Genomic DNA, 23,280 nt, shown 5'->3' with positions numbered 1-23,280 from the left:
GTAAATGGCAGGCCGTGACGCGCCGACGCCGGGGGCGGGTGATCCCGGCCGGACCCACCTGCTACGGGACGTCATCCGGTTCCGCTCCCCGCGGCGATGCGGCCGTCCCCGGCGCTGCCCGGTCCGCGGTCCCCCTGCTGTGCGGGCCGGACGCGTCCCCGGCCGGAGATTCCGGCGTTCCACCGTCCGGTCCGGCGACCGCTCCACCGGCGGCCGCGGCGGACGGCGCCGCCGGTGTTTCCGGGTCGGTCGGGTCGGCGCCGGCATCCAGCGCATCCCACAGCACCCGTTCCGGCAGCGCATCCCCGGACACGCCGCCCTGCACGGCGCGGGTCGCGGCGGCCTTCCGGGTCGCGGGGTTGTCGTATTTCCCGGACAGCTGTTTGGCATCGGCCGGCATGCGGGCCAGCAGCAGCCCGGCGCAGAAGGCGGCCAGCGCCCCGCACAGCGTGAGCGCGGCCGGGGCACCCGCGGTCACCAGCTCTTGGACCTGGGCGCGGCCGGGGAGCCCGGCCAGATCCGCGGCGCGCTGCTCGGTGGCGCCGGAGCCGGTGAGCAGCGCCAGCGCCGGAACCGCGGTCACCGCGGCGATCAGCGCGACCACCACACCCACCAGCCGGCGAATCCACCCCCGGGTGGCGAGCACGGCGGCGATGGCGGCCAGCAGCACCAGCGCCAGCGGCGTCAGCGCACCGAACCAGACCCCGCCGTTCAGTTCGTCGGTGCGGGGTTCGGTGAGGCCGTCCGCCGAGGTCACCGTGACCCAGGTGAGGCGGGAGGACCCCCAGAGTGCGGCAGCGCCCACAGCGAGCAGCACGAGCGCGGCGACCGGATACCGGGCGGCCGGAGCGGGCCCGTTCGCGGCGGGAGGCAACTCCTCGTCGCCCCAATCGATGGGCCCGGGCCGTCCCGCACCCGAGGCGACGGATCCCTGGCCGGCATCGGAGGTCCGCGCCGCTGCGCCGGAATCCGCCGCCGCACCCTCGACCGACTCGGCGGCACCATCACCGGGCGACTGCGCCGCATTACCGGATCCCGTCATGTCCGGGCTGCTCCCGGCTCCTGATCCGGCGGTCGCGGCATCGCCGGCGTCCGACACGTCGCGCCGGGACCCGGCCACACCGGCGGACCGCCGGTCGGCAGCGTTACTGTTCTCCGCTGTCATACGCCGCCTCCGGACGCGACAGTTATCGATTCCCGTTCCTCGAATCCATCGTCCCCGAAAGCACGCACGGTTTCGGCGGCGGCGACCGCCCGCAGCACCGCCATCGCCTTGTTCCGGGATTCGGTGTCCTCGTACTCGGCCTCGGAATCGGCCACCACACCCGCACCCGCCTGGACATAGGCGGTGCCGTCCTTGAGCAGGGCGGTCCGGATGGCGATCGCGGTATCCGCGTCCCCGGCGAAATCGAGGTAGCCGACCACCCCGCCGTACACACCGCGCCGGGTCGGTTCGAGTTCCTCGATCAACTGCATGGCCCGGACCTTGGGCGCACCGGACAGCGTGCCCGCCGGGAAACAGGCCCGGACCGCGTCCAGCGCGATCTTGCCCGGCGCGAGACGGCCGGTGACCGTGGACACCAGATGCATCACATGGCTGTAGCGCTCGACATGCCGGTACTCGGTGACCCGCACCGTTCCCGGCACACAGACCCGGCCCAGATCGTTGCGGCCGAGGTCCACCAGCATGAGGTGTTCGGCGTTCTCCTTCTCGTCGGCCAGCAGGCCTTTCTCGAGCAGCAGATCGTCTTCCTCGGTGGCGCCGCGCCAGCGGGTGCCCGCGATCGGGTGCGTGGTGGCGACCCCGTCCTGCACCGCCACCAGCGCCTCCGGACTGGATCCGACGATGGAGAACGCGGTGTTCCCGGCGCCGTCCGGGATATGCAGCAGGAACATGTACGGGCTCGGGTTGGCGGCCCGCAGCATCCGGTAGAGGTCGATCGGGGTGCCGCCGTAGTCCATTTCGAACCGCTGCGACAGCACCACCTGGAACGCTTCCCCGGCCTCGATCTCCGAGACCAGCCGGCGGACACCGGCACCGAACTCGTCCGGTGTGCGGGCCCGCCGGTAGTCCGGTTCGGGCTGATCGAAGACCGAGACGGTCGATACGGCGGGCGCGGCCAGGGCGGCGGTCATCCGGTCGAGCCGGGCGAGGGCGTCGTCGTAGGCGGCGTCCACATTGTCGGACGTGCCGTTCCAGTTCACGGCGTTGGCGATCAGGGTGATGGCACCCTCGTGGTGGTCGAACGCGGCCAGATCGGTGGCCAGCAGCAGCACCATCTCCGGGAGCCGCAGATCGTCGACCGCGTGCTCGGGCAGCCGTTCCATCCGGCGGACGGCGTCGTAGCCGAGGTAGCCGACCATGCCGCCGGTCAGCGGGGGCAGACCGGGTAACCGCTCCGTGCGCAGCAGTTCGAGGGTCTCACGCAGCGCGTCCAGGGGATCGCCGCCCGCGGGCGCACCGGCGGGCGTGGCACCCAGCCAGGTGGCGGCACCGTCGACCGCGGTGAGCGCCGACGGACTGCCGGCGCCGATGAACGACCAGCGCGACCACGATCGTCCGTTCTCGGCGGATTCGAACAGGAAGGTCCCCGCGCGATCGCCGGCCAGTTTGCGGTAGGCCGACAGCGGGGTCTCCGAATCGGCCAGTACCTTCCGCGTCACCGGGACAACCCGGTGTTCGGCGGCGAGTTCGCGGAATCGTTCGCGGGTGGTAGTCGCGGGAGCGCCGTGCATTCGACCCATCATTCCAGCCGGGCACCGACGGCGTGCGACGCACCCCGCATGAGCGGGTCAGGCCCGGAGGCGGCAGCGCAGCGTCACCACGCAGGGCCCCCGCTCATGCGCAATGGACACAGCCGTCCCGGTACTGTCCGGGTATGCAGATCGGCCAGCTCGCCCCGGCATTCGAACTCCCGGATCAGACCGGCACCCTCCGGTCCCTCGATTCCCTGCTGGCCGACGGGCCACTCGTCCTGTTCTTCTACCCCGCGGCGAATACGCCGGTATGCACCGCGGAGGCCTGCCATTTCCGCGACCTCACCGCCGAATTCGCCGCCCTCGGGGCCGGCTGCGCGGGGATCAGCGCCGACGCCGTCGACGTCCAGGCCGGGTTCGCGGGCGCGCAGCGGCTGGAGTATCCGCTGCTGTCGGATGCCGACGGGTCGGTGGCCGAGAGCTACGGGGTCAAACGTGGCCTGCTGGGCAAACTCATGCCGGTGAAACGGCATACCTTCGTCATCGGCACCGACCGCACGATCCGCACGGTGATCAGCAGCGAACTGCGCGCGAATGTGCACGCCGACCGCGCGCTGGAGTTCCTGCGCGACGGAAAAGACGAATAACGCCGCCGCTGCGCCGCCCGCTGTGAGTGGCCTCACCTTCGTTTCCGAGATGACACACGATCGAGCGAAGTCGTGGCAAACTTCTTCTACAGCCGGGTGACCCTGCCGCAAACGTCACCGGGCCGGACAGAAGGCGGACTAGTGACGGAGTGGCTGAACCCGGTCGAAGGACGGGCCTGGCGCGCGGTGGTCGCATTGCTGAATCGCCTGCCGGGGGCGTTGGACACCGATCTGCAGCGGGAATCCGGCGTGACTCATTTCGAGTACTGGGTGCTCACCCTGCTCTCGGAGGCGCCGGACCGGCGGCTGCAGATGAGCGAGCTCGCGCATCGGGCAAATTCGTCGCTATCCAGGCTGTCGCATGTGGTCTCCAAACTCGAGCGGATGGGCTGGGCCACGCGCACCGCGACCACGGGACGGCGCGGCGTCTTGGCGCTGCTGACCGACGAGGGTCACCAGAAGGTCGTGGAAACCGCGCCCGGCTACATGGACGTGGTGCGCCGGCTGGTCTTCGACGGGTTGGACAACCAGCAGACCGCCGCCCTGGCCGACCTCGGCACCACGCTCACCAGCCATCTGGGCGTTGTGCTCGGTACCACGCAACCGGTGTCCGGCGACTCCACGCGTTGACCCGGGCACTCCCGCTTCACCGGCGCTCGGGGCAACCCACCGCCCGCGTATCGCGGCCGGCTCGACACCCGGACGGTCAGCCGGCTTGCCCCGCGAAGTACGCGACGGCGGCTACGGCCAGAACCAGGAAGACTCCCGGAAACGCGAGGTTGTACACAACCCGCGACCGGACGTGCACCGCGATCGCTCCCACGAAGAACAGCACCAGCCCGGCGGCAGCGGCCAGTCCGATGGCCCACTGGCCGAGCAGCCCGACCAGCAGTCCGGCCACCCCGGCGCCCTCGAGCACCGCGAGATAGGGTATCCACCGCGGTGCCACGCCGACCTCGGCGGCGTTCTGCATCACGAACCGTGCCCGCACTGCCTTGCCCGCCACCTCGACGGCATTGAGCAGCAGACAGGCCACTGTCGCTACGAACAGGCCGGTCCCCAGCGCCCCGGTCACCGGAAATACCGCCCCGGCAGTGCGGCCGGTCGCGACGAACCCAGGACATTCGAGCACCCCGTGATGCTCTCGGCCGCATGGGCCACCGGAAATTCCGGGGCCTGGCCGGCAGCGATCCGCACCGGGAACGGACCGAGATCGGGATCGTCCGGCTGCGCGCTGCGATCCTCGTCCGCAGGCCGTGCCCGCACAACGACAATCGGCAGCGCAGTGGCGTCTCCGGCAACCGGGATCGGCTCGGTGCCGGGTGCGGTGCGGTCACGGCGCAGGGCTGCGCCGCCATCGGCGGGGGCGGCGCCGGTCGCGACCGGACCTGTTCGTGCCCCGCCGGTGCCGGAGCGCGGGATCTGTACTCTCATGAAAGTCTCCTCGAGGGGTCGTGCACGTCGGGTTGTCTCTCTCGCCCCTCCTGACGTCCGGCACGCACGAAAGGTGACCTACTCCGTGGAACTCGTCGAGAAATTCGAGGCGGCCCGGCCCCGGTTGCTGTCGCTGGCCCATCGGATCGTCGGCTCGTATCACGATGCCGAGGACGCGGTGCAGACCGCGTGGACCCGCGTCCAGGCTGCCGACCTGTCCGAGGTGGTCAACCCGGACGGCTGGTTCACCACCGTCACGGCCCGGCTGTGCCTCGACCTGCTCCGCGCCCGGGAGCGACGCGGCGAACTCCCGCTGCTGCTCGACGACGTCCCCGGCGAGCAGTCGAGTGTCGACGAGGAGTTCCTGCGCCGCGAGGAGGTGTCGCGGGCGCTGCTCGTCCTACTCGGCGAACTGTCCCCCGGCCAGCGCGTGGCCTACGTCCTGCACGATCTCTTCGCGGTTCCGTTCGACCGGATCGCCACCGTGCTCGACACGAATCCGGCCGCGGCGAAGAAACTGGCCAGCCGGGCACGCTCCCGGCTGCGCGGCGTCCGGCCCGCCGAGGCCGGACACCAGGCGGAGATCACCGGACATCTCGAGATCGTGGCGGCCTTCCTGGCGGCCGCGCGCGGTGGTGACATCGCCCGGCTCGTCACGCTGCTGGCCCCCGATGCCGTCCGGACAGCCGATCTCAGCCTGCTCCCGGCGGGCGCACCGGGCGACGTCCGCGGCGCCGGGGCGATCGCCGAGGAGACGAAGTTCTTCGCCGACCGGATCCGGGCCGCCGTCCCCGTTCTCGTCGATGGTGGCCCCGGCGCGGTCATCGCGCCCGGTGGACACCCGTTCGCGCTCATCCGCTTCCGATTCGGCGATCGGTTCATCACCGGGATCGAGATCGTGCGCTACACGCCCGGCGCGATGGCCCCGGCCGACGCGGTGTGATCCGCGGTTGCCCTACTACGCCCGGTCGAGCGGGAGCAGTACGTCGCTGTCGAAGCAGGTATGTGTTCCGGTGTGGCAGGCCGCGCCCTGCTGGTCCACCACCAGCAGGACCGTATCGCCGTCGCAGTCCAGCCGGACCTCGTGCACGTACTGCGTATGGCCGGAGGTCTCCCCCTTCACCCAGTACTGCTGCCGGGACCGCGAATAGTAGGTGGCGCGGCGGGTTTCCAGGGTGCGGGCCAGCGCCTCGTCGTCCATCCACGCCATCATGAGCACCGCGCCGGTGTCCCGCTCCTGCGCGACCGCGGCCACCAGACCGGCCTCGTTACGTTTGAGGCGGGCCGCGATCGCCGGATCCAGGCCCATCAGCGCACCACCAGATCGTCCGCGCGCAGGGCGTCCTTGACCTGCGGGATGGTCAGGTCGCCGAAGTGGAAGACGCTGGCGGCCAGGACAGCGTCCGCACCGGCCTGCACCGCGGGAGCGAAATGCTCGACCGCACCGGCGCCACCCGAGGCGATCACCGGGATGGACACGGCGGCCCGGACGGCGCGGATCATCGGCAGATCGAACCCGGCCTTGGTGCCGTCGGCGTCCATCGAGTTGAGCAGGATCTCCCCCACGCCGAGTTCGGCGCCGCGCACGGCCCATTCGACCGCGTCGATCCCGGTGCCGCGGCGGCCGCCGTGTGTGGTGACCTCCCAGCCCGACGAGGTGTCCGGGTCGCCGTCGGGCACGGTGCGGGCGTCGACCGACAGCACGATGCACTGCGACCCGAACCGCTGCGACATCTCGTGCAGCACCTCGGGCCGGGCGATGGCGGCAGTGTTCACCGACACCTTGTCCGCGCCCGCGCGCAGCAACCGGTCGACATCGGCCACGGTGCGGACCCCGCCGCCCACGGTGAGCGGGATGAAGATCTGCTCGGCGGTCCGGGTGACCACATCGAACATGGTGGCGCGGTCGCCGCTGGAGGCGGTGACATCGAGGAAGGTGAGTTCGTCGGCGCCTTGCGCGTCATAGGCGGCGGCGAGCTGGACGGGGTCGCCGGCGTCCCGCAGATTCTGGAAGTTGACGCCCTTGACCACCCGCCCCGCATCGACGTCCAGGCAGGGGATGACGCGCGTCGCCAAGCTCATGGATTCTCCCTCATGGCTGTTACCTGCGGTCGGTGGAGGCCGCAGCGAAGGCGGAGGTATCGCCTCATTGCTTCTCTCCGGTGGCCGGTGCCTGCGGTTCGGGGGCCGTATCGCGATCATCGCCGATCGGGGCGGCTTCGGCGCCGCGGGTGGCGGCGATCATGTCCAGTAGTTCGGCATGGATTCCGGGGGCGGCGGCCAGCACCGATCCGGATTCGATGGTCCATTCGGCGCCCTCGAGATCGGTGACCACACCGCCCGCGCAGCGCACCATGAGCGCGCCGGCCGCGTTGTCCCACGGATGGTGGCCGAAAACGATGGAACCGCCGAGCGTGCCGTCGGCGGTGAAGGCCAGGTCGATCCCGGTCGAACCGTGCATCCGCACCCGGGACGACAACCGGCTCAGCGTGCCCAGGACGCGGTGCCGGAACAGTCCCGGCACCCGGCCGGTGGATTCGATATTGAAGGCACCGAATCCGATCATCGCGTCATCGAGCAGACCCGGGGCCAGTTGCGGCTGCGGGACACCGTCGAGCAGCAGCGGGCCGCCCGCGAGGGCGGCGTACCGGCGGTCCAGCGGCGGGAACCAGGCCATGCCCAGCACCGGTTCCCCGTCCCGGACCAGCGCGAGCAGCGTCCCGGTGAGCGGATGACCGTTCGAGTAATTGAAGGTGCCGTCGATCGGGTCCAGTACCCAGGCGGTACCGCTGGTGAGCGCGGGACCGCCGAATTCCTCGCCGTGCACCTCGATACCCGTGCGGGCCAGCAGCTGCCCGGAGATGGTGCGTTCCAGCTCCAGATCGAATTCGGTGGCGAAATCCTTGGACCCCTTGGCCACCGCACTGGGCGCGCCCTGTCCTTCGAGGAACCGCTCACACACTCCGTCGAGGACTTCGGCGGCCGTGGTCAGCAGACCGGCCAGCTCGGTATCCGCCCTGGTCATCGCCTGGAGTCCCCGTTCTTCGCGGTCAACGGACAGCGGCCAGTGCTTCGGGCAGGGTGAACCGGCCCGCGTACAGTGCTTTACCCACGATCGAGCCTTCCACACCGTCGGGCACCAGTTCGGCGATCGCGGTCAGGTCGGCCAGGGCCGAGACGCCGCCGGAGGCGATCACCGGCGCTTCGGTGGCCATACAGACTTCGCGCAGCAGGTCCAGGTTCGGGCCGGTGAGGGTGCCGTCCTTGGTGACGTCGGTGACGACGTAGCGGGAGCAACCGTCGCGTTCGAGCCGTTCCAGGACCTCCCACAGATCCCCGCCGTCGCTCACCCAGCCGCGGCCGCGCAGCCGGTATTCGCCGTCGACGATCCGGACGTCCAGGCCGACCGCGATCCGGTCGCCGTATTCCGCGATCGCCCGCGCGCACCACACCGGATCCTCGAGCGCGGCGGTGCCCAGGTTGACCCGGGCGCAGCCGGTGGCCAGCGCCGCCTTCAACGAGTCGTCGTCGCGGATCCCGCCGGACAGCTCGACCGCGACATCCAGTTCGCCGACCACCTGCGCGAGGAGTTCCCGGTTCGAGCCGCGGCCGAACGCCGCGTCCAGGTCCACCAGATGCACCCATTCGGCGCCGTCCTCCTGCCAGGCGAGGGCGGCGTCGCGGGGCGAACCGTAGCTGGTTTCGCTCCCCGCCGCGCCCTGTACCAGGCGGACGGCCTCTCCATTGGCGACATCGACAGCGGGCAGCAGCACAAGACTCACTCGTCACAGCGTAATAGCCCGATGTTCGCCCGCCCCGCCCGGCCGGGGCGAGCCGGCACCGGAGCCGGTCGGTTCCCGGCCGGGATCCGGTTTAGGTGACATCACCCACTGGGCCGGTCGAGGTGCCCGCTACACTCGTCCCGAACGCGTGAGTGGTCACAGATGCGTTACGCGTGCAATGGTCACCGATGCGGGACGAGTGCATGATCACCGACGCGTGACGTGTGTGAAAGGGAACCGACGCGGCATGTCACGATTTCGAGAAGGTTCGGAGTAGGCGTCATCGATACCGGTCAGTTGATCGCGGATCACTACCGCCTGGTCGAGCAGATTGGTAGCGGCGGCACAGGCGTGGTCTGGCGTGCCGTCGACGAGCGTCTGCAGCGGTCGGTGGCGATCAAGCAGATCCATATAAAACCCAGTCTGCCGCCCGCCGAGCGCGATGTGCTCCGGCAGCGCGCGGCGCGGGAGGCCCGTAACGCGGCCCGGTTCCAGCATCCGAACGCCATCGTGGTCTTCGATATCACCGAGCACGGCGGCGATCCGTGCCTGGTGATGGAGTACATGAAATCCCGCAGTATGGCGATGGTGCTGTCCTCCGGGGGCCCACTGCCGCTGCCGCAGGTCGCGCGGATCGGTGAGCAGGTGGCCGCGGCGCTCATCGCCGCCCATCAGGCCGGGATCGTGCACCGCGATGTGAAACCGGGCAATGTCCTGCTCGACGACCACGGCACCGTGAAGATCACCGATTTCGGAATCTCGCGGGCCACCGGCGATGTGACCCTCACCGAAACCGGTTTGATCTGCGGGACGGCCGCCTACCTCGCCCCCGAGGTCGCGCGCGGCGCCGACCCCACCCCGGCCGCGGATGTGTTCGCGCTGGGCGCGACCCTGTTCCACGCGCTGGAGGGGGAACCGCCGTTCGGTTCCGGTAATCCGCTCAAGGTGCTCTACGCCGCGGCCAACGGTCAGGTGAGCGAACCGCAGAACGCCGGACCGGCCACCGATTTCCTGCTCGATCTGCTGGAGGCCGATCCGCGGTTGCGCCCCACGATGGCGGAGGCCCGCGAACAGCTGGCCCGGTTCGCCGGATATCCCGGCGCAGGCGCCGAGCACGCCGGTTTCGTGCCCGCCCGGGAGGCCTTCGACCGCAACGGGCACGATCGCAACGGCCACGCCGGCGGCGCCGCCGTCAGCACGATGGAAACCCCCGCGGCCGGCCACCAGCGCGGCCCGGCGCATGCCGCGGGCCCGCGGCGGCGTCCGGAACCCCGGGGTGGCGCGGACCGCGACGGGCACGACACCCGGGCCTCGCGGCGGGCGCCGAACCATCCCCCCACCACCACCCAGCCCGTCGCGGAGGATTCGCGGCCGGGCGGCGGCGTCCGGCGTGCGGTGATCATCGGCGGTATCGCCGGCGCCGCGGTGGTCGGCGGTGTGCTGTTCTTCAGTTCGTCCGATTCCGACGACGGCGGCCCGGCCCGGGCCGACACCTCGGTGACATCCACCGCGCCGCGCGCCGCCGATACCCCGGCGTCCACCGACCCGGCACTGGGGTCCACGCCGAGCAGCGGCCAGGTCGAATGGGTGCAGGCCGGCCAGTTGCTCGAACAGTTCTACATGGATCCCGCCGGTTCCTGGGGGCTGCTGACACCGGCCGCGCAGCAGGTCTACGGCAGCCGGCAGGAGTTCGAACAGTACTGGTCGACGCGTACCGTGCAGAGTTTCCAGCAGATCGAGGCCTTCAAGGGCAACAACCCCGACGGCTCGGTGGATATGCGGGTGAACGACCTCAGCTACGGCGGCCAGACCCGCAATCCGACACTGCGGGTGGTGAATTCGGGCGGCACGCTGCTCATCGACAGCGATACCCGCTGACCCGTACCGGAGTCGGCGACGACGGCTCCCGGTTATGGTGTGCGGCATGAACATTCGGGCAATGCTCGCCGCCGAGCGAGCCGAGATGATCGCATTGCTGCGAGATCTGTCCGAGACCGAGTGGGATGCGCCCACCCTGTGCACCGGCTGGCGGGTGCGTGACCTGATCGGGCATCTCCGCTACGACGCGATCACGCTCACCGAGTACTTCGGGATCACGGTGCGCAATCGGTGCTCCATCGACGGCGTCAACAACGCCATGGCCGCGGCGGGGTCACGCCGGACGCCGGTCGAACTGCTGGCCGAATTCGAATCGGCCCCGCGCACCGTCTCCCGGCTGTGGCCCCGCCTCGGGCTGGCCGACCTGCTGGTCCATCAGCAGGACATCCGCCGCCCACTGGGCCGGCACCGCGATATCCCGGCCGACCGGCTGCGGGCCGTACTCGACCGGCCCGATCCGTTCGCCCGCCCCTGGCGCCTCACCGAGGGGTTACAGTTCGTCGCGACAGATTTCGACTGGGTCAAGGGTTCCGGGCCGGTGGTCCGGGGCCGCGGCGAAGCGCTAGCGTTGGCCATGGTGGGCCGGCCGGTCGTCCTCGGTGAGCTCGAGGGCGAGGGCGTTCCGGAACTGCGTCGCCGCTGCAGCTGAACATCCGAAGTTCGCTTCACCGATGGGAGACGCGCAGATGACCGATTCGCCACTCGCCGCGATGGCGGCGATGATCGGTGAATGGAAGACGACGACCGACAGGTACCCCACCGTCGTCGGGCGGACGACGATCGAGTGGCTGGCCGGCGAGGCCTTCCTGTTGGTGCGCTACACGGTGCCCGAGGCGGGTATCGAAAGAACCTGGGCCATGGGGGTCGACGACGCCTATCCCGAGCGGCTGAAGGTCCTGCAGTACGACAGCAACGGTGAGCGCCGGATCTTCAACGGGGCGGTCACCGGGCCGCTGTGGCGGGTCTGGCGCGACGCTCCGGGAGATTCGCAGCGCCTCACCGGTAACCTGGACGAGACCCGGAACACACTCCGGGCCACCTGGGAACGCTCCGAGTCCGAATTGGACCCGCGCACCTGGGAACACGAGCTGGATATCGTCTTCACCCGGATCGTCTGAACCGGACCGCGCAAATAACCGGTGGTACCGGCCCGTCAGGCGTACCTCCGCCTTCGCTCCGGCCGTGCGCGGGGCTGCGGATGGGCTCCGCCCAACTGCGCCTATTAGGCTGGTCGTGTCAACCAAGTCAGCCGGACAAGGACCGATACCACCATGACTTCCCGTATCGAGCTCGCGCGCGTCGATCTGCGCGGCCGCACACCCACCACCGCGCAGTTGCGCACCGCGCTGCCGCGCGGCGGGGTCGATGTGGACTCGGTACTGCATCATGTGCGGCCGATGGTGGAAGCGGTCCGCGACCGCGGGGCGGTCGCGGCGCTGGAGTTCGGTGCGAAATTCGACCACGTCACCCCGGCGACGGTGCGTGTTCCGGCGGCGGAACTGGCCGCCGCGCTGGACGGGCTCGATCCGGCGGTCCGCTCGGCGCTCGAGGTGGCGATCGCCCGCACCCGGACCGTCCACGCCGATCAGCGGCGCACCGATACCACCACCGAGGTCGTCCCGGGCGGCACGGTGACCGAGCGCTGGGTACCGGTGGAGCGGGTCGGGTTGTATGTGCCCGGCGGTAACGCCGTCTACCCGTCCAGTGTCGTGATGAATGTGGTGCCCGCGCAGGCGGCCGGGGTGGAGTCGCTGGTGGTGGCCTCGCCGCCACAGGAGCAGTTCGGCGGGTTGCCGCACCCGACGATTCTGGCCGCGGCGCAGCTGCTGGGGGTCGAGGAAGTATGGGCCGTGGGCGGGGCGCAGGCGGTCGCACTGCTGTCCTACGGCGGTACCGATACCGACGGCGGCGCGCTCGCGCCGGTCGACCTGATCACCGGGCCCGGCAATATCTATGTCACCGCCGCCAAACGCCTCTGCCGCGGCCTGGTCGGGATCGATGCCGAAGCCGGCCCCACCGAGATCGCCATCCTGGCCGATGCCACCGCCGATCCGGTCCACGTGGCCGCCGACCTGATCAGCCAGGCCGAACACGATGTCCTCGCCGCGAGCGTGCTGGTCACCGACAGCCCCGCCCTCGCCGACGCGGTGGACGCCGCGCTGACCACCCAGCTGACGGTGGTGAAACACGCCGAGCGGGTCACCGCGGCACTCACCGGAACCCAGTCCGGGACGGTGCTGGTCGACGATATCGACCAGGGCCTGCGGGTGGTGAACGCCTACGCCGCCGAACACCTGGAGATCCAGACCGCGCAGGCTCCGGCGGTCGCCGCCCGGGTGCGCAGCGCCGGGGCGATCTTCGTCGGCCCGTACGCCCCGGTGAGCCTCGGTGACTATTGCGCGGGATCCAATCACGTCCTGCCGACGGCCGGATGTGCCCGGCATTCGTCCGGGCTCAGCGTGCAGACCTTCCTGCGTGGTATCCACGTGGTGGAGTACACCGAGGCGGCGTTGAAAGATGTCGCCGGACATGTGGTGGCGCTGGCCGATGCCGAGGATCTGCCCGCGCACGGGCAGGCCGTCCGGGCTCGTTTCGAGGCACTGTCGTGACCGCCGGTAACCCGCTGGTCACCGCGGTGCCCGGCGCCGGTATCGGGCTCGACGCGCTCCCGCTGCGGGAGAATCTGCGCGGTAAATCCCCGTACGGCGCACCGCAACTCAGTGTCCCGGTCCAGCTCAACACCAACGAGAATCCGCACCCGCCGACGCGTGCGCTGGTCGAGGACGTGGCCGAGGCCGTCCGCGCCGCGGCCGCCGATCTGCACCGGTACCCCGACCGCGATGCCGTCGGGTTGCGCACCGATCTCGCGTCCTACCTCACCCGCCAGACCGGTATCACGGTCGGCGCCACGAATGTGTGGGCGGCCAACGGGTCCAACGAGATCCTGCAGCAACTCCTGCAGGCCTTCGGCGGTCCGGGCCGGCGGGCACTGGGATTCGTCCCGTCGTATTCGATGCACCCGATCATCTCCGAAGGCATCGACACCGAATGGGTCGAGGCGAAACGGGCCGCGGATTTCTCCGTCGATATCGACGCCGCCCTCGCCGCCATCACCGAACGCCGGCCCGATGTGGTGTTCGTGACCAGCCCGAACAACCCGACCGGGCACAGTATCCCGGCCGCCGAACTGTCCCGGATCCTCGACGCCGCGCCGGGCATCGTCATTGTCGACGAGGCGTACGGCGAGTTCTCCGCCGCACCCAGCGCCATCGGCCTGATCGACCGCTATCCCGCGAAACTGGTGGTCAGCCGGACGATGAGCAAAGCGTTCGCCTTCGCCGGCGGCCGCCTCGGCTATCTCGTCGCCGCCCCCGCGGTGATCGACGCGCTGCTGCTGGTGCGGCTGCCGTATCACCTGTCGGTGGTCACCCAGGCGGCTGCCCGCGCGGCCCTGCGGCACGCCGACGAGACCTTGGCGAGTGTCGCGGAGCTGGCCGCCCAGCGCGACCGGGTGGCGCGGGCACTGACCGGCCTCGGTTTCGCGGTGGTGCCCAGTGACGCGAACTTCCTGCTGTTCGGGACCTTCCGGGACGCACCCCGCGCCTGGCAGCACTACCTGGACGAAGGGGTCCTGATCCGCGATGTCGGCATCGGCGGCCATCTGCGCGTCACCATCGGACTGGCCGCGGAGAACGACGAATTCCTGCGGGTCAGCGCGAAACTGGCCGCCACCCAACTGACCGCGCACAGCTGATCGACAACCGGAAGTGAGCATGAACCGAACCGCGCGAGTGGAGCGCACCACCAAGGAATCCAGCATTGTGGTGGAACTGAACCTGGACGGCACCGGACAGACCGATATCGCCACCGGTGTCCCGTTCTACGACCATATGCTCACCGCGCTCGGCACCCACGCCAGCTTCGACCTGACGGTCCGCGCCGACGGCGATATCGAGATCGAGGCCCACCACACGGTCGAGGACACCGCCATCGTGTTCGGGCAGGCGCTGGGGCAGGCGCTCGGCGACAAAAAAGGCATCCGGCGGTTCGGCGACGCCTACATCCCGATGGACGAAACGCTGGCGCACGCCGCCGTCGACGTCTCAGGCCGGCCCTACTGCGTGCACACCGGCGAACCCGACCACCTGCTGCACGCCGTGATCCCCGGCACCCCGGTCCGCGGCCGCAACGACCCCGGCGCCCCGTATTCGACGGTGCTCAACCGCCACGTCTTCGAATCCATCGCGCTCAACGCCCGCATCGCACTGCACGTCCGGGTGCTCTACGGCCGCGACCAGCACCACGTCACCGAAGCCGAGTACAAGGCGGTCGCCCGCGCCCTGCGCGCCGCGGTCGAACCCGATCCCCGGGTGCAGGGCGTTCCGTCGACGAAGGGCGCACTCTGATGCGGTACCCGCTCATTAAGGAAGCACCGTGAACTCTGTGGTTCTACTGGACTACGGCTCCGGCAATCTACACTCCGCCGAACGCGCCCTGGTCCGGGCCGGCGCACAGGTCGAGGTGACCGCCGACCATTCGGCCGCCCTGGCCGCGGACGGCCTGGTGGTCCCCGGGGTCGGCGCCTTCGCCGCCTGTATGGCGGGGCTCCGGGAGGTGCGCGGTGAACGCATCATCGGCCAGCGGCTGGCCGGTGGGCGTCCGGTGCTGGGCATCTGCGTGGGTATGCAGATCCTGTTCGAGCGCGGGGTGGAGTTCGGGGTGGAGACCGAGGGCTGCGGGGAGTGGCCCGGCACCGTCGACAAGCTCGAGGCACCGGTACTTCCGCATATGGGCTGGAACACCGTCGACGCGCCGCAGGACAGTGTGCTGTTCGCCGGAATGGACCCGGGCACCCGCTTCTATTTCGTGCACACCTATGCGGCCCGCACGTGGGATCTCCCGCCCAGCGAACACCTCGCCGCACCCAAACTCACCTGGACCGAACACGGCAGCCGTTTCCTGGCCGCGGTCGAGAACGGTGCGCTCTCGGCGACCCAGTTCCATCCGGAGAAGTCGGGTGACGCGGGAGCCCAGTTGCTGTCCAACTGGGTGAAGTCACTCTGAAGCCGGTGGCTGACCGATATTGCTAGGCGGCACATTTCGCGTTCGGCGGTGCCGGTGGGGCGGCGACCACTCCGGCCGCGACATCGACGAGGTAGTCACGGTTGGTGCCGAGCGGTTCGGTGCCCAGGACGAGCCGTTCCACCACACACCCTGATTCGAACAGGGCCGGGCCGACATTGTGGCGGCCCGGTTCCACGACACCCTGCAGGGTTCGCCCGCTGACGATGGAGTACATCGTGCTCGGTTTACCCGCCAGCATGAGCGCAGCCCGCATCTGCATGCTGGCTGTATAAGGCACCACCTCATCGGCCGTACCGTGGACGAGAAACGCGTGCCGGATGTTCATCCGCCCGGCCTGCAGCGCCGGGGACCGTTCCGCATAGGCGATCGGGCATTCGAGCGGGGCACAGCCCCCGGCGTCGCGCCGGATCTGCGCCTGCAGCGCGGGATAGTCGCCGGCCGGCCCCTGGTAGTGGGTGAACAGGTTCGACGGGCCGAAGGTATCGACCCAGTAGTCGAACAGTCCGGCCGGCCCGTAGGCGGCGGCGAGACCGGTGGTCATCGCGCCGAGGCTCCAGCCCCACAGCACGGTACGGGAGACGGGATGCCCGCCCTTGTACCACTGCGTGGCCGCCACCAGATCCCGCCACCCGGCCCACAGATTCCATTCGCCGGTGCGCCACTGCGGGCTGCCGCGCAGATCCATCGACAGGATCGGCGTACCGGTGCGCGCGGCGATCGACACCAGGTATTCCGAGTACTGCGCCGCGGACCCCTTGTGCCCGTGCGCGGTGACCACCAGGGTGTCCCGGGTCGCGCAGGAGTGTGGTTCGAAGAGCAGGCCGGTGGCCTGTTCGCCGTCGACCGGCACCGAGATCGGGCGCGTATGCACCGCGCACGCCACGGTCGCGGCTGCCGGCGCGGCGGCCAGCAGGGTTGCCGTCAACACCGGGAGCAGCACCCCGGCCAGATAGGTCACTGCGCGTCTGCTCATAGATCGAATATTCCACGGCCGGGCCCGCGGACGCGGGAACCCGGCTGGGCCGGTCGGCAATTCGCCTGCCGCGCAGCGAATCGCCGACCCGCGGCAGAGTGCACAGCCGACACCGCGGCAGGTCGGTTGCGCACCCACCTGATCGGTGTGCCTGTCGCCGATTGCCGACTTCCGGAGCGGCGACCGGTCGGCGTGCGAAGCGGCGGCCCGGTCGGCGTACAGACCTCAGCCGGTCGACGCACGAACCCACGACTGGCCGGTGCACGAACCTACGGCACGCGCGTCGGCGACGGACCGGATGCCCTCGGCTGCCGCCAACACGCGAACCGGCAATCGGTCAACGCACGAAGCCCGCCCGGTCAATGCACGAAACCCCCGGTCGGCGTGCATGCCGGAACAGGTGTCGGTGCGCGCCGCTAGCATGCGCCGGGTGTACACCTTCACCACGGCGCAGCGCCGGGCCCGGCTCGGGGTACGGCATCGGCTGGCGGCCGAGTATCGCAGCGACGATGTGGCCGAGATCGCCCGCTCCCTGGTGGTATTGCACGCCACCGACCCGGCGACCGTGCATTTGTCGGTGGCCGCCCGGGGCCGGACAGCCGGGGCCGAACAGGTCGAGCGGGCGCTGTACGAGGACCGCGTGCTGCTTCGCATGCTCGCGATGCGGCGCACCATGTTCGTCGCACCGGTCGAGCTGGCCCCGGTATTGCACGCCTCCTGCGCTCCCGACCTGGCGGCCCGGCAACGGCGCACCTACGTGAAATACCTGGCGCAGGCCGGGATCGGCGACGGCGACCCGGAAGGCTGGCTCGCGGCCGTCGCCGACAAAACACATCGCGCACTACTCGCTCGAGGGTCGGCCACCGGAGCTCAGCTGAGCAAGGACGTCCCCGAGCTGCGCACCCAGATCGATACGAACCCGGAGAAGTCCTATTCGCGGCCGACCGGTATCACCAGCTGGGTTCTGGTCCTGCTCGGCACCGAGGGCCGGATAGTGCGGGCTCGGCCGAACGGCAGCTGGTCGAGCAGCCAATACTCGTGGGCGCCCATCGAATCCTGGCTGCCGTCACCGATCGATGAGCTCGCCACCGAGGTCGCCCGCACCGAATTGGTGCGGCGCTGGCTGTACGCGTTCGGCCCGGCCCCGATCACGGACATCAAATGGTGGACGGGCTGGAACCTCGGTCAGGTCCGCACAGCGCTGACCCAACTCGAGACGGTAGAAGTCGATCTCGACGGCACCCCCGGGCTCCTGCTCGCCGACGACCTCGAACCGGTCGCCGACCCGCAACCCTGGGCCGCCCTGCTGCCCGCGCTGGACCCCACGCCGATGGGCTGGCAGTCACGCGGCTGGTACCTGGGCGACCATCAGCCACAGCTGTTCGACCGCAACGGCAATATCGGGCCGAGCATCTGGTACAACGGCCGGATCGTCGGCGGCTGGGCCCAGCGCAAAGACGGCGAGATCGTGACCCGGCTGCTGGAGAATGTCGGCGCCGACGCGCGCGCACTCATCGCGGGAGAAGCCGAACGCGCCGCCGCCTGGTATGGGGAGGTGCGCCCGATCCCCCGGTTCCGGACCCCCGTGGAGCGGGAACTCACCGCATGATCGCCCCCGGCGCGCGGGGTAGATTGTCCGGTATGCGAATTCGGACCTTCCACGAGGAGGATCGACCCGCGCTGCGAGAGCTCGCGACGCGGGCGGCCCAGGGATCACCGACCGAAACCCTCTGGGGCCATCCGGAATCCGAAGCGCAGATCTATCTCGAGCCGTATATGGATCACGAGCCGGAATCGTTGTTCCTGGCCGAAGCGGACGGCGTACTGGTCGGGTACCTCACCGGCTGCGTGGATACGGCGGTCTTCCCGAGCGAGACCCGGCGGATCGAAGACGCCATCCGCACCCACCGGCTGATCCTGCGCCCCGGGCCGGCCGCCTTCTTCGCACGCAGCGCACTGGACGCCGCCGGTGCGGCACTGCGCCGGGCACCGACCGCCGGCGAAATCCACGATCAACGCTGGCCCGCGCATCTGCACATCAATGTCGCGCCCGAGGGCCGCGGCACCGGTGCCGCCGACGGGCTGATGGACCAGTGGTTCGAGCGGCTCCGGTCGCTGGGTTCGCCCGGCTGCCATCTGCAGACCGTGGTCGAGAACACCCGGGCGGTCCGGTTCTTCGAACGCATGGGTTTCACTCCGCACGGTCCAGCGCCCGTGGTGCCGGGGATGCGCTACCTGGGCGGACGGGTCCACCAGCGGACCATGGTCCGCAGCTGCTGATCGGACCGCACCGGTGGCGACCCCACGATCGGAGCGGTCCCGGCTAGGACCCGGCGCTCCGGCCCGCATGGTCGTCGAGGATGCGGCCGAGCAAGGCAACCAGGGTGCGTCGTTCGGCGGCGGACAACGCCGCCAGCAGGTCCTGCTGCGCGCCGTCCAGCCTGCGGTCCAGCTCATCGAGATGTTCACCGCCGAGGTCGGCCAGCGTGACGATATTGCGGCGGCGGTCGTCGGGATCGGCGGACCGCTGCACGAAACCCCGCGCGACCAGGTCGTTGAGCACGGCCACGATATCGCTGCGGTCGATTCCGGTGCGGCGGCCGAGTTCGGCTTGGCTGCTGGCGCCGCCGTCGCGCAGCGTGGTCAGCACCGCGAAGTGGTACCGGCGCGACCCCGTCCCGGCCAGCGCCTGCTCGGTCGCCCGCTCGGCGAGTAGCGCGGTCTGGTTGATCAGTCGCGTCGGCAGACTGCGCAGCCTGCTCGCGGCGCCCTGGTGCGCGGCATCCATAACGGCAATCTAGCAACCGCCCGTTGGCGACACCCACAAACTGTGGACGCCGGCGGCCGGGTGCCCGGCGGTCAGTTGGTGGCCCAAGGTCTGCGGACCAGCGCCGCGAAGTCCTCGTCGTCGAGTTCGATATCGAAAACCTCGGCCAGCGTCTCGCGTAACTCCCCGATCCCGAGCTCACGCGAGCGGCTGGAGCCGTCGGGGTGTTCGGTGGTCAGGGTGTGTCCGTCCAGAATGTGGTGAACATCCGGCAGGAAGCGCTGGACGAACGGGCGCTGAGTGAAGGGCGACCGTGGCGAGGTGGCGACGAAATGATTGCCGACCCCGTAGTCCACCCGGTACTGCGGTGCGAGCGTAAAGGTGTATCGGTCCACCCATCCCTGCCCGGCGAACTGGTGCAGCACCCACTGTTCGGTCTCCAGCTCGCCGACCTCGCGTTCGAGCCGGAACCTCCACTCTCCGAGCGTGAATTCCCCGGGGCTGTCGACGAGCGCATACGGTTCGAGCGGTCCGGCCCCGAACCCCACATCGACCAGCCATACCCGGTCGTCGTCGCCGGCGGTGACCCGCAGCAGCGCGTGGGTCGCGGGTCGCAGCCCGCCCGATCCCATGGTGACCCGCCCCGCCAGCCCGGTGATCCCGAACCCGAACCGCTCCAGTGCGGCCGCGAGCAGGGTGACATGCTCGTAGCAGTAACCGCCGCGACGGTTCCGTAACAGTTTGTCCTGCAACGTTTCCAGGTCCAACGGCACCGGCCGGCCGAGTACCGCTTCCAGGTTCTCGAACGGTATGGCGGTCGTATGCGCGGCGACCAGCGCCCGCAGCGCGGCCAGGGTCGGGGTGCGGGGTCCGGTGTACCCGATCCGCTCGAGGTACAGGTCCAGATCCAGCTCGCCACCGTCCCAGTGGTAGGCCTTGTCCGCAGGCTTCGGCACAGAATTCCTCGTTTCGCCAGGGTCGACACGAGCAACCGCACTCAGCCCGGATATGTTCCGCGCGGCATCCCTGGTCGTTCGATATTCCGGGTCATTTCGCATTATCTCGCATCCACACACCGCCGGAACGACCGCGAGCCCAGGACTCGGACCAGTCCCACAGCGGCTGCAGGGCTTCACTGAGACCCACCCCCGCCGTCGTGAGTTCATAGGCGCCTTTCGGCCCGTGTTTCTCCACCAGCCCCGCCATCTGCAACTGCTGCAGCCGGTTGGACAGCATGCTCGACGAGCAGTTCCCCATCCGGCGGCGCAACTCCAGGAACCCGAGCGGTCCCGGTTCGAGTTCCCACACAACCCGCAGTATCCATCGCTGCCCGAGCAGGTCGATCGCCGCCAGGATCGACCCGTGGGCGGGCTCCTCGGCGTCCCCCACCCCATCGGACCCATCATTTGCGCTTCTCATTTCGAAGCACCATAGTTGGTTCTGAATTAGAAGCACTGTGGAGCTGGGAGGATCTCGATGAACCGATCGGACTCGACGCGACGACGGGTGGTGCTGGTGACAGGCGCTTCCCGCGGAGTCGGTGCGGCGACAGCACAACGCCTGGCCGCACCGGACATCCACGTCGTGGTCAATTACCGGGAAAAGGCCAAGCGCGCACAGGCCGTGGTCGACGGAGTGATCTCCGCGGGCGGCAGCGCCTCGGCGATCGGCGCGGATCTGTCCGACGCCGCCGACGTGGCCACTATGCTCGGCCGGCTCCGCGACGAGTTCGGCCGGCTGGACGCGCTCGTACTGAACGCCTCCGGCGGGCTGGAACGAAATGCCGACCCCGGCTACGCCCTGCGACTCAACCGGGACGCGCAGGTCCGCCTGGCCACACTCGCCCTGCCGCTGATCCCTGCCGGTGGGCGAATCGTGTTCGTCACCAGCCATCAAGCGCATTTCCACCACGAGGGCAGAGCCCTACCCACAGGATATGGGCCGGTCGCCGCCGGGAAGCGCGCGGGCGAGCACGCGCTTCGCGCCCTGATCCCGGATTTCGCCGCCCGCGGAATCGGGTTCGTCGTCGTCTCCGGCGATATGCTCGACGGCACGATCATCGTCCGCCTCCTCGAACGGCGCGATCCCGCCGCAGTCGCCACCCGCCGCTCCTCCGGTCCGCTGCCCACCCTGCCCCAGTTCGCCGATGCCGTCGTCCGGGCGATCGACGCCCCGGTCACCTCCGGCCACACCTTCTACGTCGGCGGGCACGACTACATCGACCAATCCCGACCACATCCCACGGCGGTCACGGTGCTACCTTGACGAATCCGACGCCGTTCGTCCGAAGGCTTGCCCGTGACCGCCGAACTGCGATCTCTCACAGTCCATATCGATACCGGCCGATGGAGCGAAACAGTTCTCACCGGCGTAGATCTGGTTGTACCCAGAGGCCGGATCACTGCCGTGCTCGGCGCCCCGGCGCCGGTAAGTCGATGGTCGCCTCGGCTCTCACCGGGCACTTGCCTACCACCGCACAGGGTCGCGGGCAGGTCCTGATCAACGGCGAAGTCGTCCACGATCACCAGTGGCCGCTCCTGCGTGGACCCGTCGTCGGCTATGTGCCGCAGGAAGGTGTCACCGCGTTCGAGTCCGACGCGACTGTGGGCACACAGCTGCGAAAACTGGAACAGCGCCATCAGGCATGGACCGTCGCACGAGCCTGCGCCGCAGCCCACTATCCGGAGTACGCCCTGGACCTGCTCCCCCAGCAGAATTCCGGGGGCCAGATCCAGCGCGCCGCGCTCGCCGCGGCCCTGCTACCCGCCCCGGCCGTCCTCATCGCGGACGGCCCCGCCGCCTCACTCGACCGGGAAACGGCCTACAACGTCTGGAAGTCGCTGCGCGACTACGCCGACTCCGGTGCCGCGGTACTCGCCATCAGCAACGATGTGCAGATGCTGGTCACCGCCGGTTTCGCCGACCGGCTGGTGATCATGCACGAAGGCCGGGTACGCGCCGAGGGTTCGCCGGGCCGACTGGCGGCCTCGACCGACCCGTACATACAGGCCCTCATCACCTCGAGTGTGTGAAACCGGGGGCCCCGTACCCGTCAGGTATGCAACGTCTTACCGATTTCGCCGACAAGGCCGACCGCAGGCGCCGGGTGGTGACCGCGCTCGGCCGCTACATATCGAGGCCCAGGTCGAGCACTCGGACCGAGTGGGTGAGGGCGCCCACGGCGAGGTAGTCGACTCCGGTGCGGGCGTAGTCGGCGGCCATGTCCAAGGTCAGGCCGCCGGAGGATTCCAGTTTCGTTTCCGGGGCCAGGGCGTTGCGGCGCTGGACGGCGGCTTGGGTCTGCCAGAGGGGGAAGTTGTCCAGGAGGACCAGTTGCACGTTCTCGGCGAGGACCGCGTCGAGCTGGTCGAGGTTGTCGACCTCGACCTCGCATTCGATATCCGGGGCGGCGGTGCGTACGGCGCGCAGGGCGTTCACCACCGAACCGGCGGCGACCACGTGGTTGTCCTTGATGAGTGCGGCGTCGCCGAGGCCCATCCGGTGGTTGACGCCGCCGCCCGCGCGGACCGCGTATTTCTGCAGGGCGCGCAGGCCGGGCAGGGTTTTGCGGCTGTCACGGATCCGGCAGTTCGTTCCGGCGACCGCATCCACCCAGGCGGTGGTCGCGGTGGCGATACCGGACAGGTGGCACAGCAGGTTGAGCATGGTGCGTTCGGCGGTGAGCAGGCCGCGGGTCGGCGCGACCACACCGAAGACGGTGTCTCCGGGCGCAATGCGGGTGCCGTCGGGGACCCGCTCGGTGATCTCGTAACTGTCGGCGCCGATCACCTCGTCCAGCACCAGCAGGCCGATATCTATCCCGGCGACCGTGCCGGGCTGCCGGGCGACGACCGCGGCCTTCACCACTGCGTCCGCGGGAACCGTGGCGGCGGTGGTGATATCGGGGCCGTACCGCAGATCCTCGTCGAGTGCGGTGCGGATCAGCCCGCGGATCGCCTCGGAATCGAGCCCGGCGTCCAAAGTCATTGTCAACTCCTCATATCCGAGTGCGCCGCG

Annotated in this window: 27 protein-coding genes; 14 read left to right on the top strand and 13 right to left on the bottom strand. The window is 69.8% G+C overall.

Going from position 1 to position 23,280, the window contains the following annotated elements:
• Positions 1 to 61: 61 nt before the first annotated feature.
• Positions 62 to 1,165 (bottom strand): TIGR02234 family membrane protein, encoded by a 1,104-nt coding sequence (locus ACIA75_RS13100; protein ID WP_397103208.1) that lies wholly within the window; start codon positions 1,163 to 1,165, stop codon positions 62 to 64.
• The gene (locus ACIA75_RS13095) at positions 1,162 to 2,736 is read right to left on the bottom strand and encodes an anthranilate synthase component I (RefSeq protein ID WP_397103206.1); all 1,575 of its coding nucleotides are present in this window, start codon (positions 2,734 to 2,736) and stop codon (positions 1,162 to 1,164) included. The genes ACIA75_RS13100 and ACIA75_RS13095 overlap by 4 nt, the downstream gene beginning before the upstream one ends.
• 143 nt (positions 2,737 to 2,879) lie before the next feature.
• On the opposite strand from ACIA75_RS13095, the gene ACIA75_RS13090 reads away from it, so the two are divergent.
• Together ACIA75_RS13090 and ACIA75_RS13085 are read left to right on the top strand one after the other, a co-directional pair.
• Entirely contained in the window at positions 2,880 to 3,344 is a 465-nt protein-coding gene (locus ACIA75_RS13090) for a peroxiredoxin (RefSeq protein ID WP_397103204.1), read from the top strand.
• A 141-nt stretch (positions 3,345 to 3,485) separates the two neighbouring features.
• Positions 3,486 to 3,974 carry a MarR family winged helix-turn-helix transcriptional regulator gene (locus tag ACIA75_RS13085; RefSeq protein WP_397103202.1) on the top strand — a complete coding sequence of 163 codons (489 nt, stop codon included), beginning with the start codon at positions 3,486 to 3,488 and terminating at the stop codon, positions 3,972 to 3,974.
• Between the two features lie 76 nt (positions 3,975 to 4,050).
• Here the strand turns inward: ACIA75_RS13085 and ACIA75_RS13080 are convergent, their stop codons facing one another.
• On the bottom strand, positions 4,051 to 4,419 hold the full coding sequence (locus tag ACIA75_RS13080; protein ID WP_397103200.1) for a DoxX family protein: 369 nt from the start codon (positions 4,417 to 4,419) through the stop codon (positions 4,051 to 4,053).
• Complete coding sequence (locus ACIA75_RS13075) at positions 4,416 to 4,778, bottom strand: hypothetical protein (protein WP_397103198.1); 363 nt, start codon at positions 4,776 to 4,778, stop codon at positions 4,416 to 4,418. The genes ACIA75_RS13080 and ACIA75_RS13075 overlap by 4 nt, the downstream gene beginning before the upstream one ends.
• 85 nt (positions 4,779 to 4,863) lie before the next feature.
• Here ACIA75_RS13075 and ACIA75_RS13070 point away from each other — a divergent pair, with 85 nt between their 5' ends.
• Complete coding sequence (locus tag ACIA75_RS13070) at positions 4,864 to 5,721, top strand: sigma-70 family RNA polymerase sigma factor (RefSeq protein ID WP_397103500.1); 858 nt, start codon at positions 4,864 to 4,866, stop codon at positions 5,719 to 5,721.
• A gap of 15 nt (positions 5,722 to 5,736) precedes the next feature.
• Here the strand turns inward: ACIA75_RS13070 and hisI are convergent, their stop codons facing one another.
• The 4 genes from hisI to priA form a co-directional block, all read right to left on the bottom strand.
• Positions 5,737 to 6,087, bottom strand: a complete 351-nt coding sequence (hisI, locus tag ACIA75_RS13065; RefSeq protein ID WP_397103196.1) for a phosphoribosyl-AMP cyclohydrolase — start codon at positions 6,085 to 6,087, stop codon at positions 5,737 to 5,739.
• The gene (gene hisF, locus ACIA75_RS13060) at positions 6,087 to 6,860 is read right to left on the bottom strand and encodes an imidazole glycerol phosphate synthase subunit HisF (RefSeq protein ID WP_397103194.1); all 774 of its coding nucleotides are present in this window, start codon (positions 6,858 to 6,860) and stop codon (positions 6,087 to 6,089) included. The genes hisI and hisF overlap by 1 nt, the downstream gene beginning before the upstream one ends.
• A gap of 64 nt (positions 6,861 to 6,924) precedes the next feature.
• On the bottom strand, positions 6,925 to 7,803 hold the full coding sequence (locus tag ACIA75_RS13055) for an inositol monophosphatase family protein (protein WP_397103192.1): 879 nt from the start codon (positions 7,801 to 7,803) through the stop codon (positions 6,925 to 6,927).
• A 25-nt stretch (positions 7,804 to 7,828) separates the two neighbouring features.
• Entirely contained in the window at positions 7,829 to 8,560 is a 732-nt protein-coding gene (gene priA, locus ACIA75_RS13050; RefSeq protein ID WP_397103190.1) for a bifunctional 1-(5-phosphoribosyl)-5-((5-phosphoribosylamino)methylideneamino)imidazole-4-carboxamide isomerase/phosphoribosylanthranilate isomerase PriA, read from the bottom strand.
• A 297-nt stretch (positions 8,561 to 8,857) separates the two neighbouring features.
• Here priA and ACIA75_RS13045 point away from each other — a divergent pair, with 297 nt between their 5' ends.
• The 7 genes from ACIA75_RS13045 to hisH all read left to right on the top strand — a co-directional run bounded on the left by ACIA75_RS13045 (position 8,858) and on the right by hisH (position 15,502).
• Positions 8,858 to 10,438 carry a protein kinase gene (locus tag ACIA75_RS13045; protein WP_397103188.1) on the top strand — a complete coding sequence of 527 codons (1,581 nt, stop codon included), beginning with the start codon at positions 8,858 to 8,860 and terminating at the stop codon, positions 10,436 to 10,438.
• Positions 10,439 to 10,484: 46 nt separating this feature from the next.
• On the top strand, positions 10,485 to 11,087 hold the full coding sequence (locus ACIA75_RS13040) for a maleylpyruvate isomerase family mycothiol-dependent enzyme (protein WP_397103186.1): 603 nt from the start codon (positions 10,485 to 10,487) through the stop codon (positions 11,085 to 11,087).
• 37 nt (positions 11,088 to 11,124) lie between these two features.
• On the top strand, positions 11,125 to 11,556 hold the full coding sequence (locus ACIA75_RS13035; protein WP_397103184.1) for a hypothetical protein: 432 nt from the start codon (positions 11,125 to 11,127) through the stop codon (positions 11,554 to 11,556).
• A 153-nt stretch (positions 11,557 to 11,709) separates the two neighbouring features.
• Positions 11,710 to 13,047, top strand: coding sequence for a histidinol dehydrogenase (gene hisD, locus ACIA75_RS13030; protein ID WP_397103182.1), 1,338 nt, complete (start codon positions 11,710 to 11,712; stop codon positions 13,045 to 13,047).
• Positions 13,044 to 14,192 carry a histidinol-phosphate transaminase gene (locus ACIA75_RS13025; RefSeq protein WP_397103180.1) on the top strand — a complete coding sequence of 383 codons (1,149 nt, stop codon included), beginning with the start codon at positions 13,044 to 13,046 and terminating at the stop codon, positions 14,190 to 14,192. Before hisD ends, ACIA75_RS13025 begins: the two co-directional genes overlap by 4 nt.
• Before the next feature lie 19 nt (positions 14,193 to 14,211).
• Positions 14,212 to 14,844: an imidazoleglycerol-phosphate dehydratase HisB gene (gene hisB, locus ACIA75_RS13020; protein ID WP_397103178.1), complete on the top strand. Its 633-nt coding sequence runs from the start codon at positions 14,212 to 14,214 to the stop codon at positions 14,842 to 14,844.
• Positions 14,845 to 14,881: 37 nt separating this feature from the next.
• Positions 14,882 to 15,502 (top strand): imidazole glycerol phosphate synthase subunit HisH, encoded by a 621-nt coding sequence (hisH, locus tag ACIA75_RS13015; protein ID WP_397103498.1) that lies wholly within the window; start codon positions 14,882 to 14,884, stop codon positions 15,500 to 15,502.
• A 22-nt stretch (positions 15,503 to 15,524) separates the two neighbouring features.
• On the opposite strand, the gene ACIA75_RS13010 is transcribed toward hisH, so the two are convergent.
• The gene (locus tag ACIA75_RS13010; RefSeq protein ID WP_397103176.1) at positions 15,525 to 16,496 is read right to left on the bottom strand and encodes an alpha/beta hydrolase family protein; all 972 of its coding nucleotides are present in this window, start codon (positions 16,494 to 16,496) and stop codon (positions 15,525 to 15,527) included.
• A 430-nt stretch (positions 16,497 to 16,926) separates the two neighbouring features.
• On the opposite strand from ACIA75_RS13010, the gene ACIA75_RS13005 reads away from it, so the two are divergent.
• Together ACIA75_RS13005 and ACIA75_RS13000 are read left to right on the top strand one after the other, a co-directional pair.
• Positions 16,927 to 18,105, top strand: coding sequence for a winged helix DNA-binding domain-containing protein (locus tag ACIA75_RS13005; protein WP_397103174.1), 1,179 nt, complete (start codon positions 16,927 to 16,929; stop codon positions 18,103 to 18,105).
• Between the two features lie 32 nt (positions 18,106 to 18,137).
• On the top strand, positions 18,138 to 18,776 hold the full coding sequence (locus ACIA75_RS13000) for a GNAT family N-acetyltransferase (protein ID WP_397103172.1): 639 nt from the start codon (positions 18,138 to 18,140) through the stop codon (positions 18,774 to 18,776).
• A 43-nt stretch (positions 18,777 to 18,819) separates the two neighbouring features.
• Here ACIA75_RS13000 and ACIA75_RS12995 read toward each other — a convergent pair whose 3' ends face one another.
• From ACIA75_RS12995 to ACIA75_RS12985, 3 genes are all read right to left on the bottom strand, one after another.
• Positions 18,820 to 19,284: a MarR family winged helix-turn-helix transcriptional regulator gene (locus ACIA75_RS12995; RefSeq protein ID WP_397103170.1), complete on the bottom strand. Its 465-nt coding sequence runs from the start codon at positions 19,282 to 19,284 to the stop codon at positions 18,820 to 18,822.
• Between the two features lie 71 nt (positions 19,285 to 19,355).
• Positions 19,356 to 20,219: an arylamine N-acetyltransferase gene (locus ACIA75_RS12990; protein WP_397103168.1), complete on the bottom strand. Its 864-nt coding sequence runs from the start codon at positions 20,217 to 20,219 to the stop codon at positions 19,356 to 19,358.
• A 91-nt stretch (positions 20,220 to 20,310) separates the two neighbouring features.
• Complete coding sequence (locus tag ACIA75_RS12985; RefSeq protein WP_397103166.1) at positions 20,311 to 20,682, bottom strand: winged helix-turn-helix transcriptional regulator; 372 nt, start codon at positions 20,680 to 20,682, stop codon at positions 20,311 to 20,313.
• Between the two features lie 57 nt (positions 20,683 to 20,739).
• On the opposite strand from ACIA75_RS12985, the gene ACIA75_RS12980 reads away from it, so the two are divergent.
• On the top strand, positions 20,740 to 21,528 hold the full coding sequence (locus tag ACIA75_RS12980; protein WP_397103164.1) for an SDR family oxidoreductase: 789 nt from the start codon (positions 20,740 to 20,742) through the stop codon (positions 21,526 to 21,528).
• A 170-nt stretch (positions 21,529 to 21,698) separates the two neighbouring features.
• A complete protein-coding gene (locus tag ACIA75_RS12975) occupies positions 21,699 to 22,295 on the top strand; it encodes an ATP-binding cassette domain-containing protein (RefSeq protein WP_397103162.1) in 597 nt (198 codons plus the stop codon).
• 94 nt (positions 22,296 to 22,389) lie between these two features.
• Here ACIA75_RS12975 and nadC read toward each other — a convergent pair whose 3' ends face one another.
• Complete coding sequence (gene nadC, locus ACIA75_RS12970; RefSeq protein ID WP_397103160.1) at positions 22,390 to 23,250, bottom strand: carboxylating nicotinate-nucleotide diphosphorylase; 861 nt, start codon at positions 23,248 to 23,250, stop codon at positions 22,390 to 22,392.
• Positions 23,251 to 23,280: the final 30 nt, after the last annotated feature.

Source organism: Nocardia sp. NPDC051750, assembly GCF_044453135.1.
Classification (GTDB): Bacteria; Actinomycetota; Actinomycetes; order Mycobacteriales; family Mycobacteriaceae; genus Nocardia.
Note: the sequence above shows the minus strand (reverse complement) of the source record. Positions and strands in the feature narration are given on the sequence as shown.

What these genes read in the sequence shown, in the direction of transcription:
- ACIA75_RS13100 (WP_397103208.1), bottom strand. Translation starts at nt 1,165, where the DNA reads ATGACAGCGGAGAACAGTAACGCTGCCGACCGGCGGTCCGCCGGTGTG.
- ACIA75_RS13095 (WP_397103206.1), bottom strand. Translation starts at nt 2,736, where the DNA reads ATGCACGGCGCTCCCGCGACTACCACCCGCGAACGATTCCGCGAACTC.
- nadC (WP_397103160.1), bottom strand. Translation starts at nt 23,250, where the DNA reads ATGACTTTGGACGCCGGGCTCGATTCCGAGGCGATCCGCGGGCTGATC.
- ACIA75_RS13035 (WP_397103184.1), top strand. Translation starts at nt 11,125, where the DNA reads ATGACCGATTCGCCACTCGCCGCGATGGCGGCGATGATCGGTGAATGG.
- ACIA75_RS12980 (WP_397103164.1), top strand. Translation starts at nt 20,740, where the DNA reads ATGAACCGATCGGACTCGACGCGACGACGGGTGGTGCTGGTGACAGGC.
- ACIA75_RS12985 (WP_397103166.1), bottom strand. Translation starts at nt 20,682, where the DNA reads ATGAGAAGCGCAAATGATGGGTCCGATGGGGTGGGGGACGCCGAGGAG.
- hisB (WP_397103178.1), top strand. Translation starts at nt 14,212, where the DNA reads ATGAACCGAACCGCGCGAGTGGAGCGCACCACCAAGGAATCCAGCATT.
- ACIA75_RS13010 (WP_397103176.1), bottom strand. Translation starts at nt 16,496, where the DNA reads ATGAGCAGACGCGCAGTGACCTATCTGGCCGGGGTGCTGCTCCCGGTG.
- hisF (WP_397103194.1), bottom strand. Translation starts at nt 6,860, where the DNA reads ATGAGCTTGGCGACGCGCGTCATCCCCTGCCTGGACGTCGATGCGGGG.
- ACIA75_RS12975 (WP_397103162.1), top strand. Translation starts at nt 21,699, where the DNA reads ATGGTCGCCTCGGCTCTCACCGGGCACTTGCCTACCACCGCACAGGGT.
- ACIA75_RS13075 (WP_397103198.1), bottom strand. Translation starts at nt 4,778, where the DNA reads ATGAGAGTACAGATCCCGCGCTCCGGCACCGGCGGGGCACGAACAGGT.
- ACIA75_RS13055 (WP_397103192.1), bottom strand. Translation starts at nt 7,803, where the DNA reads ATGACCAGGGCGGATACCGAGCTGGCCGGTCTGCTGACCACGGCCGCC.
- ACIA75_RS13000 (WP_397103172.1), top strand. Translation starts at nt 18,138, where the DNA reads ATGCGAATTCGGACCTTCCACGAGGAGGATCGACCCGCGCTGCGAGAG.
- hisI (WP_397103196.1), bottom strand. Translation starts at nt 6,087, where the DNA reads ATGGGCCTGGATCCGGCGATCGCGGCCCGCCTCAAACGTAACGAGGCC.
- ACIA75_RS13040 (WP_397103186.1), top strand. Translation starts at nt 10,485, where the DNA reads ATGAACATTCGGGCAATGCTCGCCGCCGAGCGAGCCGAGATGATCGCA.
- ACIA75_RS12995 (WP_397103170.1), bottom strand. Translation starts at nt 19,284, where the DNA reads ATGGATGCCGCGCACCAGGGCGCCGCGAGCAGGCTGCGCAGTCTGCCG.
- ACIA75_RS13090 (WP_397103204.1), top strand. Translation starts at nt 2,880, where the DNA reads ATGCAGATCGGCCAGCTCGCCCCGGCATTCGAACTCCCGGATCAGACC.
- hisD (WP_397103182.1), top strand. Translation starts at nt 11,710, where the DNA reads ATGACTTCCCGTATCGAGCTCGCGCGCGTCGATCTGCGCGGCCGCACA.